At 61.0% G+C, this 14393-nt stretch carries 15 protein-coding genes; 6 read left to right on the top strand and 9 right to left on the bottom strand.

Going from position 1 to position 14393, the window contains the following annotated elements:
- Window position 1 precedes the first annotated feature (1 nt).
- From BK659_RS08485 to hutC, 6 genes are all read left to right on the top strand, one after another.
- Window positions 2-838 (top strand): transporter substrate-binding domain-containing protein, encoded by an 837-nt coding sequence (locus BK659_RS08485; RefSeq protein ID WP_123424627.1) that lies wholly within the window; start codon window positions 2-4, stop codon window positions 836-838.
- 75 nt (window positions 839-913) lie between these two features.
- Window positions 914-1573 (top strand): amino acid ABC transporter permease, encoded by a 660-nt coding sequence (locus tag BK659_RS08480; RefSeq protein ID WP_123424626.1) that lies wholly within the window; start codon window positions 914-916, stop codon window positions 1571-1573.
- Window positions 1570-2241 carry an amino acid ABC transporter permease gene (locus BK659_RS08475; protein ID WP_123424625.1) on the top strand — a complete coding sequence of 224 codons (672 nt, stop codon included), beginning with the start codon at window positions 1570-1572 and terminating at the stop codon, window positions 2239-2241. The genes BK659_RS08480 and BK659_RS08475 overlap by 4 nt, the downstream gene beginning before the upstream one ends.
- A gap of 101 nt (window positions 2242-2342) precedes the next feature.
- Window positions 2343-3182 carry an amino acid ABC transporter ATP-binding protein gene (locus BK659_RS08470; RefSeq protein WP_123424624.1) on the top strand — a complete coding sequence of 280 codons (840 nt, stop codon included), beginning with the start codon at window positions 2343-2345 and terminating at the stop codon, window positions 3180-3182.
- Window positions 3179-4315, top strand: coding sequence for a histidinol-phosphate transaminase (gene hisC / locus BK659_RS08465; RefSeq protein ID WP_123424623.1), 1137 nt, complete (start codon window positions 3179-3181; stop codon window positions 4313-4315). Before BK659_RS08470 ends, hisC begins: the two co-directional genes overlap by 4 nt.
- Window positions 4315-5052, top strand: coding sequence for a histidine utilization repressor (gene hutC / locus BK659_RS08460; RefSeq protein ID WP_123424622.1), 738 nt, complete (start codon window positions 4315-4317; stop codon window positions 5050-5052). The genes hisC and hutC overlap by 1 nt, the downstream gene beginning before the upstream one ends.
- 33 nt (window positions 5053-5085) lie before the next feature.
- Here hutC and BK659_RS08455 read toward each other — a convergent pair whose 3' ends face one another.
- The 9 genes from BK659_RS08455 to BK659_RS08415 all read right to left on the bottom strand — a co-directional run bounded on the left by BK659_RS08455 (window position 5086) and on the right by BK659_RS08415 (window position 14215).
- Window positions 5086-5442, bottom strand: a complete 357-nt coding sequence (locus BK659_RS08455; protein ID WP_123424621.1) for a carboxymuconolactone decarboxylase family protein — start codon at window positions 5440-5442, stop codon at window positions 5086-5088.
- 42 nt (window positions 5443-5484) lie between these two features.
- Entirely contained in the window at window positions 5485-7473 is a 1989-nt protein-coding gene (locus tag BK659_RS08450) for a thioredoxin domain-containing protein (RefSeq protein ID WP_123424620.1), read from the bottom strand.
- Between the two features lie 24 nt (window positions 7474-7497).
- Entirely contained in the window at window positions 7498-8346 is an 849-nt protein-coding gene (gene sufT / locus BK659_RS08445; RefSeq protein WP_221178144.1) for a putative Fe-S cluster assembly protein SufT, read from the bottom strand.
- Between the two features lie 6 nt (window positions 8347-8352).
- On the bottom strand, window positions 8353-8811 hold the full coding sequence (gene sufU / locus BK659_RS08440) for a Fe-S cluster assembly sulfur transfer protein SufU (protein ID WP_123424619.1): 459 nt from the start codon (window positions 8809-8811) through the stop codon (window positions 8353-8355).
- Entirely contained in the window at window positions 8808-10082 is a 1275-nt protein-coding gene (locus tag BK659_RS08435) for a cysteine desulfurase (protein WP_123424618.1), read from the bottom strand. Before BK659_RS08435 ends, sufU begins: the two co-directional genes overlap by 4 nt.
- A complete protein-coding gene (gene sufD, locus BK659_RS08430) occupies window positions 10079-11389 on the bottom strand; it encodes a Fe-S cluster assembly protein SufD (protein WP_123424617.1) in 1311 nt (436 codons plus the stop codon). Before sufD ends, BK659_RS08435 begins: the two co-directional genes overlap by 4 nt.
- Complete coding sequence (sufC, locus tag BK659_RS08425) at window positions 11386-12147, bottom strand: Fe-S cluster assembly ATPase SufC (RefSeq protein ID WP_123424616.1); 762 nt, start codon at window positions 12145-12147, stop codon at window positions 11386-11388. Before sufC ends, sufD begins: the two co-directional genes overlap by 4 nt.
- Before the next feature lie 16 nt (window positions 12148-12163).
- Entirely contained in the window at window positions 12164-13612 is a 1449-nt protein-coding gene (gene sufB, locus BK659_RS08420; protein WP_123424615.1) for a Fe-S cluster assembly protein SufB, read from the bottom strand.
- A 285-nt stretch (window positions 13613-13897) separates the two neighbouring features.
- On the bottom strand, window positions 13898-14215 hold the full coding sequence (locus BK659_RS08415) for a Rieske (2Fe-2S) protein (RefSeq protein ID WP_123424614.1): 318 nt from the start codon (window positions 14213-14215) through the stop codon (window positions 13898-13900).
- Between the last annotated feature and the right edge of the window lie 178 nt (window positions 14216-14393).

Here is a 14393-nt window from a genome sequence, read left to right as displayed (position 1 = left end):
CATGCAACTCGATTCTCTGTTCAGTAAAAAAATCAACGGTCTGTGCATCGCACTGACCCTGGCGGGCGCCTGTATGGCGGCCCAGGCCGATCAGCTCGCCGATGTGAAAAAGGCCGGTGAGCTGGTGGTTGGTACCGAGCTGCAATTTGCACCTTTCGACTTTACCGAGAACGGTAAACAGAAAGGCCTGAACGCCGAGCTGTTCGAGCAACTGGGCAAAGAGCTGGGGGTCAAGGTCAGGTTCATGGACTTGCCATGGCCAAGTGTGTTGCCGGGGCTTGAAGCGAAGAAATTCGACATGGTCGCAGGCCCCATTATCGTCACCAAGGCGCGTAAGGAGCGTTATCACTTCGTGATGCCGATCGCCGAGGCAACAGTGGCCTTGCTGGTCCGCGCCAAGGACAGTCCCATCAATAAACCCGAAGACATCGCTGGCAAAGCCGTGGGCGCCGGCAAGGGTTCGGCGCAGCTCGAAGAACTGAAAACCTTCTCCTCCACCCTGCCGAAGAAAGTCGATGTCCGGGAATACATCGACAACAACCAGGCCTACGCAGAGCTTGGGACCAAACGCATCGTTGCCGTCGCCAACTCGCTGCCGAACATTTCCTACGTCGCCGCCCAGCATCCGGACAAGTACAAAGTGGTCATGCCTCCGTTCGGCAAGAAATCCTACTTCGCCTACCTGGGACGCAAGGATGACGACGCCAATAGCCTGATTGCCGCCCTCGATACCGCCATGTTGAAAATGCACGATGACGGTCGTCTCGCCGCCCTGCAGAAGAAATGGCTGGGAACCGAAATGGACGTGCCAAAAGCTGACTTCGACCCGACCTGGTAAACCGGGTTCGCGGATTCGATGAACGGATCGCCGGCTCAGCCGAGCCGGTGATTTATCCATGCTGGAGGCACGACGATGTTCGATTGGCCTTTACTGCTGCAAAACCTGCCGCTGCTGTTGGGCAGCCTGCTGGTGACCCTCGAGATTTCCGTCTCGGCGTTGGCCATCGGCTTTGTCATCGGCGTTATCGTCGGCAGCTTACGTCTTTCGCCCTTGCCGTTGTTGAGGCGCTTGGGTGGCGCTTATATCTTCGTGTTCCGCGGCATTCCGCTGCTGGTGCAATTGCTGTTCATCTATTACTTCCTGCCGCGTATCGGCCTGCCCAACGTCTCGCCCATGGTGGCGGCGGTGATCGGCCTGTCCCTGGCGGCGGGAGCGTACATCGCTGAAATCATGCGCGGTGGCTTTCTTGCCATCCCCGGCGGTCAGCTGGAAGCCGCCGGGCTGCTGGGGCTGAGTTCAGGGCAAATGCTGGTGCGCATCCGTGTCCCTCAAGCCGTGCGCCTGACCCTGCCGGCACTGGTCAATGAAATGATCCTGCTGATCAAGGCCTCCTCGCTGGTGTCGGTGGTGGGCCTGGCCGACCTGACCCGCACGGCGCAGAACATTGCGGCCAGTGACTACCTGTTCGTTCAGGACTACCTGATGCTGGCCGGCTTCTATTGCCTGATCAACATTCCGCTGGCGTTTTTTGGCGGCCTGCTGGAACGCCATCTGAAGGAGCGCACCGCATGATCTTTGACCCCACGATCATCACCGACCACCTCGGCGACATCGGTGAAGGCTTCATGGTCACCCTCGGCACCTGGTCTTCGGGTGTAGCGCTGGGTCTGCTGTTGGGGCTGTTGATTGCCGTCGCCCAGCTGTTCGGCAACAGCCTGGTTCGCGCGCCGTTGCGGATGTTCATCGAGATGATTCGAAGTACGCCGTTTCTGGTCCAGTTGTTCCTGGTGTATTACGGCGGCCCGTCTTTCGGTCTGAGCCTGGACCCGATACCGGCCGGTATTCTCGGTTTGGGCATTTATGGCAGCGTGTACTTCGCCGAAATTTTCCGCACCGGTTTTGAATCGGTAGCCCGCGGGCAACTGGAAGCCGCCGACTGCCTGGGCATCAGCCGTCTGCAATGCATCACCCGCATCCAGATCCCGCAAATGCTGGTGATCATCCTGCCAGCGTTGGTCAACCTGGTGACTATTCTGTGCAAGGAAACCGCCGTGCTATCGATCATCACCATCCCCGAACTGACCATGGTCCTGACCGGCATCGGCTCGGAAACCTTCGCCTTTGTCGAAACCCTGCTGGTGCTGTGCATTGGCTACCTGCTGCTGGTGGAAGCCTGTTCCCGGCTGGGCATGCTGCTGGAACTACGCGTCGGGCGTTTCATGCAGAAGCAACCGCGATGAACAACCTCCTCCCCACCGCTACGGACCTGCGCGCGAACCCCGTCACTTCGACGCCAGCAGTCCCGCCACACTCATCCGTATTGAAACAATCAGGTGAAGCGATGAAGACTCCCAAGGCACTCTCCGACAACCGCGAGCCGATGCTCACGCTGCACAACGTCGGCAAGAGCTTCGGCACTCTGCGCGTACTCAAGGGTATCGACTTGCAGGTCCGGCATTCTGAAGTGGTGTGCCTGATCGGCCCCTCCGGCTCGGGCAAAAGCACCCTGCTACGCAGCATGGCGTTCCTCGAAGAATACGACGAGGGCGAAATTTACATCGAGGGTCAATTGCTTGGCTGGGTGCCGGAAAACGGCAAAGGCCGCAAGCGCGCGACGCAGTCGCAAATCAATCGGGTGCGGCGCAATGTCGGCATGGTCTTCCAGCAGTTCAACCTGTGGCCGCACATGACCGCCCTCGGCAATGTCAGTGAAGCCTTGTTGCGCGTGCGCAAGCTGTCTGCCGATGACGCTCGGCAACGGGCCATGGCGATGCTCGATAAAGTCGGCTTGGCCCACAAGGCCGCGGCCTATCCGGCGCAGCTGTCCGGTGGTCAGCAACAGCGCGTGGCGATTGCCCGGGCATTGGCGATGGAGCCGCACATCATGCTGTTCGATGAACCCACGTCTGCCCTCGACCCGGAACTGGTCGGCGAAGTGCTGCAGGTCATGAAGACCCTGGCCAGGGAAGGCATGACCATGGTGGTGGTCACCCACGAGATGGGCTTCGCCGCCCAGGTTGCCGACTCGGTGGTGTTTCTCGATCAGGGCCAGGTGGTTGCTCATGGCACGCCCCGCGAAATTTTTCACAACGCCGAACAGCCGCGTCTGCAGCAGTTCCTGCAGAACTACCTGGACCGCAACGCCTTCTGGCAAGACACCCAAGAGATCAGCCCAGTATGAATGCCAACGACTTGAATCTGTTAGCCCGCGCCGAAGTGCGCGACCTTGCCAGCTATAACGCCGGCCTCGGCTCGGATGCGGTGCGCCAGCGCTTCGGCCTGACCCGCGTCGCAAAACTGGGCAGCAATGAAAACCCGATGGGCCCGGCCCCCGCCGTGACGGCCGCCACGGCCCAGGCCTGTGATGAAATTGCGCTGTACCCGGATGCCAGTTGCCAGATATTACGCGCCGCCCTCTCGAAAAAACTCGGCGTACCAGGTGATCAATTGGTCTTCGGCAATGGCTCGGAAGATCTGCTGAGCATCATCAGTCGAGTGTTTTTGGACCACGACGATGAAGTCGTCACAGTGGTACCGTCCTTTGGCTTGCACTTCATTTATCCAATGGCCGCCGGTGCCCGAGTGGTGGGCGTACCGATGACGGCCGACGGGACCTTCGACGTGCCGGCGATGATCGCTGCGCTCACCCCGCGCACTCGTCTGCTGATGTTCTCCTGCCCATCCAATCCCGTCGGCTGCACCCTCAGCGCCGATGAGTTGCAGCAATTGCTCGACGCATTGCCCGCGCACTGTTTGCTGGTGTTCGACGAAGCCTATTACGAATACGCCCGATTCGAGGCCGATTATCCGGATTGCCTGGGCTTGATTCAGGCCAGCGGCAAGCCATTCATCTTGCTGCGGACCTTCTCCAAGGCCTTTTCCCTGGCGGGGTTGCGAGTCGGCTACGGCATCGTCAGCGATCCGCTACTGGCTGATCTGATCAACCGTCTGCGTACGCCCTTCAACGTCAACCGCGTAGCCCAGGCCGCAGCGGTTGCGGCGCTGGCCGACGACGAACATCTACAGGCCTGTCTTTCCCATGTTGCCAGCGAACGCCGGCGTCTGGTGGCCGCTCTGCAGGAACAAGGCCTGGCGACCGCGCCGTCGATGGCCAATTTCCTGTACTTCAGCACCCCATGGCCTGCCGAAATCATCAATCAGGCGCTGCTACGCGAGGGGGTGATCATCAAGCCCTGGCGCGAAGTCGGTCACACTCAGTACTTGCGGGTATCCATCGGAAGCTGTGAGGATAACGACCTTTTCCTCAAAGCCCTGGCAAGAGTACTTGCCGTACAAGAGACGCGGACCGACTGATGATCAAAAATGCACCGCAAGCCCTCTATCGGCGCGCGAAGGACTTTGTGCAGAGCCAGCTTCGCGCGGGCGTCTGGAAGCCCGGCGACCTGATCCCGTCAGAGAACCGTTTGGTGCAGGAGCTGGGCATGTCGCGCATGACCGTCAATCGGGCATTGCGCGAACTGACCGAAGAAGGTCATCTGGTGCGGATCTCGGGCGTCGGGACCTTCGTGGCGGAAAGCAAACCGCAATCGAACCTGCTGCGAATCACCAACATCGCCGACGAGATCGTCGCCCGGGGTCATAGCTACACGTGTCGCGTCCTGCATCTGGGACGCGAGGCCGCCTCGATGCCGGTGGCCGCCGCCCTGGCGCTGGCCACCGGCTCTTCGGTTTTTCATCTGATCTGTGTGCATTGCGAAGAAGGTGTACCGGTGCAACTCGAGGATCGCTACGTCAATCCCGAGTTGGTACCGGAATTTCTGCAGCAAGACTTTGGCGAACACCTGCAACCGGCCAGATACCTGTTGCAGGTCATCAGACCCGATGAAATGGAACATATCGTCGAAGCCAGCCACCCCAGCAGCGATGAAAGCAAGCACATGCAAATCGATGCCAACGAACCCTGCCTGGTCCTCATGCGTCGGACCTGGAGTCAGGGCAAGATCGTCACTTACGTGCGCTTGGTTCATCCCTCCTCACGCTATCGCCTGGGCAGTCGCCTGCCAGTAAACGGAGCCCACAGAGACAGTTGAGCCCTGATCGCCCTAGTGTCACTGGGGCAACCGCTACAGGACCGTTGACTCAGGCATGCCATTGCCGCCTTTCCCGGTCACATCGTCCACCCAGCTCATGGCCGCAATGACGGTCGGGAAACCGATGGTGCTGGTCAGTGCGATCAGTGTGTGATGGATCTCCTCAGTCGTCGCCCCGGCTGCCAGCGCTCGTCGGGTATGACTGTGCACTGCGCCCTCCGAGCGGATCGCCGCCGCGGCACCGAGCTGAATCAACTGGACGGTTTTCTCGTCCAGCGGCCCGGCATGATGCGCCGCTGTACCCAAGGCCTCCATGGCACTGAAGTAATCAGGGTATAGATGTTTGAGGCGTTGGTACGTGTACGGGTTGTGATCGCTCTTGCTGTCCATCTTTACCTCCTCGCGTTGACGGTTCGATTCAGTTCTGGCCCTTCACTTCAGACAGCGCTCTACAAGTTCCTTGGCGCTGGTTACCGGGGGTTCGCACGTGTGGTTTCGGCACACATAGGCGCTGGTTTGCCCCGCGAGCGCATGCCGGCCCGCGCCGATGGGCACATCCTCGGCAAAGGCCAGGACGCGCGCCGGCAGGTAGCGGCGCTGCAGGCTAGTGACCAAGTCGCTGGCGGCGGAACGCTCGCCGGCAATCACGATGCTGATCGGGCCACGCTGTACCCAGTCCTGCGCCGCCAGTAGATGGGCGAAACCGAAGGGATTCTGCGCGGCTGCGGCGCGGTACATCGTCAATACCTGCTCGGCACGCTCGCGGTAAAGCTCGCGGCCGGTCAGTTCAAAGAGTCGCAAGAAAGCGAACACGCAAGCCGAGGTTCCCGACGGCCAGGCACTGTCGTGTGGCGCCCGAGGCCTGTGCACCAGCGGCTCGCCATCGCTGGGCGTGAAGTAGAGTCCGTCCTCCCAGAACTTATCGAGGATCACCTCAACCAGTTGCGTGGCGCGTTCGAAATAGCGTTTTTCGAAGTCGCACTCGTAGAGATCGATCAAGGCGTTGGCAAGGAAAGCATAGTCTTCGAGGAAGCCTGGAACCTTCGCCACGCCCTCCCGCCAGGCCCGGTACAGACGACCCTCGGAGGTCAAGAGTCGGTCCAGAATAAAATCGGCGGCGCGCCTCGCGGCATTCAGGTGGGTTGTGGTTCCGGTCGCCTGGTAGGCGGCGCAGAGGCCCTGGATCATTAGCGCGTTCCAGCTGGTGAGGATGTTCTCGTCGCGACCCGGACGAATACGTTGGGTACGTGCCAGCAATAACCTGTCGCGCAGCCCCGCCAGTTGTACTTCCTGCGCCGCGTCCAGATCGACTGCGCGGTGCAGCACTGTGCTGGCATGCTCGAAGTTGCCAACAGCGGTGATGCCGTAGGCCCGACAGGCCAGCGCGGCATCCGGGTCGCCGAGCACGGCTTGCACCTGAGCGGGTGTCCACACATAGAACTTGCCTTCTTCACCCTCGCTGTCAGCGTCCTCACTGGCGTAAAAACCACCTTCAGGGTGGGTCATGTCACGCAGGATGTAGTCGATCGTCTCCTCGAACACGCGCCGCCAGGCAGGATTGCCGGTCTCGCGATAGCAGTCGGCATAGAGCTTCACGAGCTGGCCGTTGTCGTAGAGCATTTTTTCGAAGTGGGGCACGGCCCAGCGTTCATCCACGCAGTAACGAGCAAAGCCGCCGCCCAGGTGATCGTAGAGCCCACCGGCGGCCATGCGATCAAGAGTCAGCTCCACAGAACTCAGCAAATCGGGTTCACGTAGACGCTGATAGAGACGCAGGACGAGATCATGGCAGGCCGGGTTGGGAAACTTCGGTGCGTTGCCCAGGCCACCGTGTACAGGGTCGGTGCTTCGGGCAAACAATCGGGCTGCGGCCGCCGGTTGGTCTTGCTCCAGCGGAGTATCGCCTTCCAGCATTGACGCCTCCAGCGTGCGATACCCCTGAAGGAACTGCTCGACGTTCTGTTGCAGCGCCGCGCGGTTGTTTTGCCAGGCGTCGCTCAGACCGAGCAGGAGTTGAGTGAAGCCTGGCCTGCCATAACCGTCGTCTGGCGGGAAGTAAGTGCCGCCGAAGAACGGCTCGCGCTGCGCAGTCAAGAACACTGTTAGCGGCCAGCCACCGCCCTGCCCCATCATTTGTACGACTGTTTGATAGATGTCGTCGAGGTCAGGCCGTTCCTGGCGGTCGACTTTGATGTTGATGAAACGCTCGTTCATCAGGCGCGCGGTCTCGGGGTTCTCGAACGACTCATGCGCCATCACGTGACACCAGTGGCAGGCGGCATAACCCAGCGACAGGTGGATGGGTTTGTCCTCGTCGCGCGCGCGGCGGAACGCCTCCTCGCCCCAGGGATACCAATCCACAGGGTTCTCTGCGTGCTGCCGCAGATAGGGCGAAGTTTCTTTGGCGAGTCGATTGCTCACGATTGGCTCCTCACACCGGGTTCCTCAGAACAGCCCCAACTGCAAGCGCGCCGCCTCGGACATGCGGCTTTGATCCCAAGGCGGGTCCCAAACGATCTCGACCTCGACCTCGCTGACCCCAGGGATAGTCTCGACTTTGCTGCGCGCCTCTTCCTTCAGCACGTCGCCCATTCCGCAACCGGGCGCGGTCATCGACATCTTGATCTCGACTCGCTGGCCGCCGTCGGCGAGCAAGCGGGCTTCACATTGGTAGATCAACCCGAGATCGACCACATTGACCGGAATCTCCGGGTCGTAGACGGTGCGCAACATGTCGAGCACCTGCTGGATGTCGAAGGCACCGCTGACCGCCGGTTGCACGCTTGCCTGAGGTTGCCCTTGCGGGTGAGCGTCCTGGCCCAGCGCATCGGCGTCAGCGGAGGCGATTCGCGCCAGCCGACCCCTGGAGATTTGAACCGTGAAGCTGCCACCGAGCGCCTGGGTCACCACCACCCGCTCGCCGCGCCCCAGTTGCAGTCGCTCCCCTCCGGGAATCAGCGTCACCACGCAGTCCCGTGTGAGTTCGACCGGTTGCAGATAGCCCGGCTTATTCGGGTTATCGAAGTGGAAGCCGGCGCCATGCAGGTCATACTCGAAATCGATGGACAAGCCATCGGCACGTTCCGCGCTCGCGGGATCGAGCAACAGCGTGATGCCGTCTGCCTCGACCGCGATATCTCCTTCGGCAGCGCGCTCGAAGAAAAACTGATGCGCGAAGTGCTCGTCGATTTTCAGCCGCACCCCGCGCACGTGCCCATCCGCCAGAGCATCGAGCAAGACTTTTCGCGCCGAGTTGCTGAGGTGAATGCCGGGGATTGGTAATGTGGCTGCCATGGCTGATTACTCCGTCGTGACCTGCGAGGCGCCGCCTTCGAGGGCGCTACGCAGTGTGTGCCAGGCCAGAGTGGCGCACTTGACCCGCACCGGAAACTCCCAAACGCCTGAAAGCACCGCGAGTTTGCCGAGTTCCGCGGGCGTCACCCGGGCGTTTGGCCCTTCGGTGAGCAACGTATGCACGCGGGCAAAAAGTGCCTGCGCCTCCTCCGGTTTTTTGCCCTTCACCGCCAGCGTCATCAGAGATGCCGAGGCCTGGGAGATGGCGCAGCCAACCCCCTGAAAACTGATGTCCTCGATCACCCCGTTCGCAAGCTTGAGGTAAATCTTGAGCTCATCGCCGCACAACGGATTGAAACCCTCCGCCGTACAGGTAGCATCCTCTATCTGGCGGAAGTTACGCGGCCGCTTGCCGTGGTCGATGATCACGTCCTGGTAGAGGTCGCGCAGTTCGTCGTGGCTCATCGGAACACCTCCTGAACCTTGGCCAGCCCCGCCACCAGCGCATCGATATCAAGCTCGGTGCTGTAGCAGCCAAGTGAGGCGCGGGCGGTGGCGGCCACGCCGAAACGGTTCATCAAGGGCTGCGCACAGTGGTGCCCGGTGCGAATCGCGATCCCTTCGCGGTCAAGGATGGTGCCGATATCGTGCGGATGGATCCCGTCGAGGACAAACGAGAGAACACCGACCTTCTCCGCTGCCGTACCGATCAGCCTGAGGCCGGGCACCGCTGCCAGCGCCTTCGTTGCGTAGGCCTGCACGGCCTGCTCGTGAGCAGCAATCGCCTCTGGTCCCAGTTCACCGAGAAAATCGATCGCTGCGCCGAGGCCGATAGCGCCGGCCATGTTCGGTGTTCCCGCTTCAAACTTGTACGGGGGTTTGTTGTAGACGGTCTTCTCGAAGCTGACCGAGAGGATCATGTCGCCGCCGCCCTGATAAGGCGGCATGCTTTCGAGCAACTCGTGGCGGCCGTAGAGCACGCCGATGCCCGTGGGGCCGTACATCTTGTGGCCGGACAAGGCGTAGAAATCGCAGCCTAGTGCCCGCACGTCGACCTTGAGGTGGGGAGCCGCCTGAGCACCGTCGACCAGCACGCGTACGCCTTGGGCGTGGGCGAGTTCGACAATGCGCCGGATCGGATTGATGGTGCCCAGCACATTTGAGACATGCGTGACGGCCACCAGCCGGGTTCTGGGTCCGATCAGCCGTTCCAGCTCATCGAGCAGCAGTTCGCCAGCGTCGTTGATAGGCGCCACCCGTAGCCGGGCGCCAGTCTGTTCGCAGAGCATCTGCCAAGGCACGATATTGGAGTGGTGCTCCATGGCAGTAATCAGCACCTCGTCGCCTGCACGGAGCTGAGTCTTGCCATAGGTTTGCGCCACCAGATTGATCGCTTCAGTCGTGCCGCGAACAAAGACGATCTCCTCGACATGCTCGGCATTGAGGAAGCCCTGGACCTTGGCCCGAGCCTTCTCGTACTCCTCGGTGGCGCGCACCGAGAGGTAGTGCACGCCACGGTGTACGTTGGCGTTCTCCTTCAGGAAGAAATGCGACATGGCATCGATGACCGCCTGCGGCTTCTGGCTGGTGGCGGCGTTGTCGAGGTAAATCAGCGGTTTGCCGTAGATCGTCTCCGTGAGGATCGGGAACGCCTGGCGCACGCGTTCGACGTCGTAGCCAGGCGCAAGATCAAGCGGTTTCGATAGTCCTTGAAGGCTGTTTTCGAGGTCACTCATGCCGACACCTCCAGGCTACGCAGCTGCGCGGCGACCCGTCGTTCCACATGCTCGCGCAGCGGTTCCAGCTGAATCAGTTCGAGCATCTCGCTGACGAACGCAAAAGTCAGTAAAGACCGCGCCGCCGCCAAGGGAACGCCTCGCGAGCGCAGGTAGAAAACAGCTTGCTCATCCAGTTGGCCGACGGCGGCACCGTGAGCGCATTTGACGTCATCGGCGAAGATCTCCAGCCGTGGCTGGGTGTTGACCTGGGCCGACGTCGACAACAACAGGTTCTTGTTGGTCTGGCTGGCATCGGTCTTCATTGCATGTGGGCGCACGATGATCCGCCCGTCAAAGATCCCATGCCCATGATCATCGATCACACCTTTATAGAGTTCGCGGCTGGTGCAGCGCGGTGCCAGATGCTCGATGGTCGTCTGGTTGTCGAGGTGCTGCTGTCCTCGCGGCAGGTACAGACCGTTCAGGGCAACCTCCGCGCCGAGGCCCTCGAGCATGACCCGCACTTCCTGCCGTGCCAGTGCCGCGCCGAGTGCAAAGGAATGCGAAGCAAAGTGACTGCCCTGAGCCTGACGCACGCTGAGCAGCGCGACATGGAACGCAGCCGTGCTCTCGTTCTGCAGCGTGTAGTGTTCGAGTACAGCCTCCGCTTCGAGTACCACCTCGCTGACGGCATTGCTCAGGTAGACCTCACCTGCGCTGCCAACATGGCTTTCCACCAGAATCGCCCGGCTCCCTGCCCCCACCCGCACCAGGACGCGTGGCTGTGTCACCCGTGGCGTGGCGCCTGGAGCCGAGAAAAACACCAGGTGGATCGGTGCTTCGACCGTCGTGTGAGCGGGTATCTGCACCAACGCCCCGTCCTCGGCGAGCGCAGCATTCAGCGCCGTAAAGGCCTGCGGCTGCGAGCGAAACGCATGTGCGAACAGACTTTCGAGCGCCCCGTTTTCGGCGTTCAACAAGGTCGCAAAAGGGCTCACCTGAGTGCCTGGGGGTAGCCCTTCAAGTACCGAGAGCTCAGCGGCGTAATGGCCATTGACGAAGACCAGCCGCACACCGCCGTAGTCGCCGGCGAGTCGTTCGACGTTGACCGCAGACAGGTCCTGACTCGCGCCCGGTTCGGCCGGCTGGAACGGGATCTTCAGGATCGGCGCGACTCGTGTGTGCTTCCAGGCCTCGTCCTTGGCCGTGGGAAAGCCTTGTTCGGCCACCCACTGGAACGCTGCGCTGCGCAACGCTTGCAGCCACGCAGGATGCCGGGCATCGGTCCTGGGCGTGAGCGGCGCAAGGAACGCCGTGGTGTTCATGGCCTGACTCCGGGCGCCGGATCCTGCTCATAGCTCGCATAGCCGTGTTTTTCCAGCTCGACGGCCAGCTCCTTGCCGCCAGACTGGACGATCCGGCCGTTGGCCATGACATGCACGCGATCCGGGACGATGTAGTCGAGCAGTCGTTGATAGTGGGTAATCACCAGCAGTGCGCGGTCCTTGCTCCGCAGCGCGTTGACGCCCGCCGCGACGATCCGCAGCGCGTCGATGTCGAGGCCCGAGTCGGTCTCGTCGAGGATCGCCAGCCGGGGTTCGAGAATCGCCATCTGGAAAATCTCGTTGCGCTTCTTCTCGCCACCCGAGAAGTCGACGTTGACCGAGCGGTTCATGAAGCTCTGGTCCATCTCGACCAGCGCCATGCGCTCCTTGGCGAGTTCGAGGAAATCCAGCGCATCGAGCTCTTCGAGCCCGCGCTGCTTGCGCACAGCGTTGAGTGCCGTGCGCAGGAAATACAGGTTGCCGACGCCGGGAATCTCGACCGGGTACTGAAACGCGAGAAAGATACCGGCGACTGCGCGTGCTTCCGGCGGCATGGCCAGCAAGTCCTGGCCGTCATAGAGCACCTCGCCGCTGACCTCGTAGGTCTCAAGGCCCGCGAGCACCTGGGCCAGCGTGCTTTTGCCAGAGCCGTTCGGCCCCATGATCGCGTGCACCTCGCCCGCTTCAACCCGCAGTGTGATGCCCCGCAGGATTTCACGGCCTTCGACACTGGCGTGCAGATCATTGATGTCGAGCATGCTCCCACCCCGGGCCTCAGCCCACGCAGCCCTCCAGGCTCACGCCCAGTAATTTCTGGGCTTCCACCGCGAACTCCATCGGCAGTTCCTTGAGCACCTCGCGGCAGAAGCCGTTGACGATCATCGGCACCGCGTCCTCCGCGCTGATGCCGCGCTGCCGGCAGTAGAAGAGTTGCTCATCGCTGATCTTCGAGGTCGAGGCCTCATGCTCGACCTGAGCGCTGGGGTTTTTCACGTCGATATAGGGGAACGTGTGCGCGCCACACTCGCTGCCCAGCAGCAGAGAGTCACACTGCGTATGGTTGCGTGCGCCGGTCGCGGCTTTCTGGATCTTCACCAGACCGCGGTAGGTGTTCTGTCCATGGCCGGCGGAAATCCCCTTGGAAAGAATGGTGCTGCGTGTGTGCCGGCCGATGTGGATCATCTTGGTGCCGGTGTCCGCCTGTTGGTGATTGGCTGTCAGGGCGACTGAATAGAACTCGCCGACCGAATAGTCGCCCTGGAGAATCACCCCCGGATACTTCCAGGTGATCGCGGAGCCGGTTTCGACCTGAGTCCAGGAAATCTTCGAATGCACGCCTGCGCACTTGCCGCGTTTGGTCACGAAGTTGAAGATACCGCCGCGTCCTTGGGCATCGCCCGGGTACCAGTTCTGCACCGTGGCGTACTTGATCTGGGCGTTATCCAGCGCGACCAGCTCGACCACCGCCGCGTGCAGCTGGTTATTGTCGCGCATCGGTGCGGTGCAGCCCTCGAGGTAGCTGACGTAGGCGCCCTCCTCTGCAACGATCAGCGTGCGCTCGAACTGACCGGTGTCCGCGGCGTTGATGCGGAAATAGGTCGACAGCTCCATTGGGCAGCGTACGCCCTTGGGCACGTAGCAGAAGGAACCATCGGAAAACACTGCCGAGTTAAGTGTGGCGAAGAAGTTGTCGCTGTAAGGCACGACCGAACCGAGGTACTTGCGCACCAGCTCCGGATGGTTCTGCACGGCTTCGGAGAAAGAGCAGAAGATCACGCCGACTTCAGCGAGTTTGTGCTTGAAGGTGGTCGCCACCGAGACCGAATCGACCACGGCATCCACCGCGACGCCGGTCAGGCGCTCCTGCTCGGCGAGCGAGATGCCGAGTTTGCCAAACATCTCGCGCAGCTCGGGATCAACCTCGTCAAGACTATTGGGGCCCGGCGTTTTCGGTTTGGGCGCCGAGTAATAGATGATGTCCTGGTAGTCGATGGGCGCGTAATGGACGTTCTGCCAGGTGGGTTCGCGCATCAATAGCCAGTGGCGATACGCCTTCAGGCGCCAGTCGAGCAGCCACTGCGGCTCGTTCTTCTTCGCCGAAATCAGGCGAATGAGGTCTTCGTTGAGCCCGCGCGGGGCCGCATCGCTCTCAAGATCAGAGACAAAGCCGTACTTGTAGGCCCGGTTACTGAGTTCGCGGATCCTGGCATTGTCAGTGCTCATCGCTGATGCCTCCCGCTTTTGGCAGGACGATGTGATCTTTTAACTATACTCCTTCCCTCTATCTTGCGACCCGAGCTCGTCGGTAGGCTCTGTACGAAAACTGCCTGCGCGTCGACCAGGCTGCGTTAAAAACAGGCTCGGACGAACGGAGTGAGAACGTCCGAAGGACGGCCCGAAGGGGCCGCGCAGCGGATAATGCTCATTTAGGGGCCTAAACTCCGCTTCCTCGCCTGTTTTTGCCTTGCCTGATCGCCGCTCGGCGAGTTTTCGTACAGACCCTAGCGTTCAAACATCCGACGATTGCCGCAACAGAATGTCGTTGCCGTCCACCCGGACCTCGAACTGTTCGACTTGGTAAGCCGGCTCTGTAAGGCATTCGCCACTGGTGACGTCAAACTCGTAGGCATGAACCGGGCAGATCACCACGTTGTCGCAGAGTATTCCTTCGCCCAGCGAACCGTCTTCGTGCGGGCAGGTGTTGTGGATGGCGAAATACTGGCCATCGACATTGAACAGCGCGACGGGCGTGCCCCCAAGGTTCACGGTTATACCATTACCCGGTTCGATATCACCCACAGATGCGACTTTGACGAACTCACTCATGGTGCCACCCCTCTTGAGTGTCATTTTAGCTTCTGGAAGCGGCTGCTGATTAACAGCAGTAGGCTAAGCTTTCAGCAGCTATTCACCGGTGTACGCCTTCACCGTAGGGTATTTATGGATATTTACGGGGATGGCGTGCAGCCGACATTTCAGACAGGCCAAACAATTCACGCAGGAC

It is taken from the genome of Pseudomonas brassicacearum (assembly GCF_003732225.1).
Lineage (GTDB): Bacteria > Pseudomonadota > Gammaproteobacteria > Pseudomonadales > Pseudomonadaceae > Aquipseudomonas > Aquipseudomonas brassicacearum_E.
Note: the sequence above shows the minus strand (reverse complement) of the source record. Positions and strands in the feature narration are given on the sequence as shown.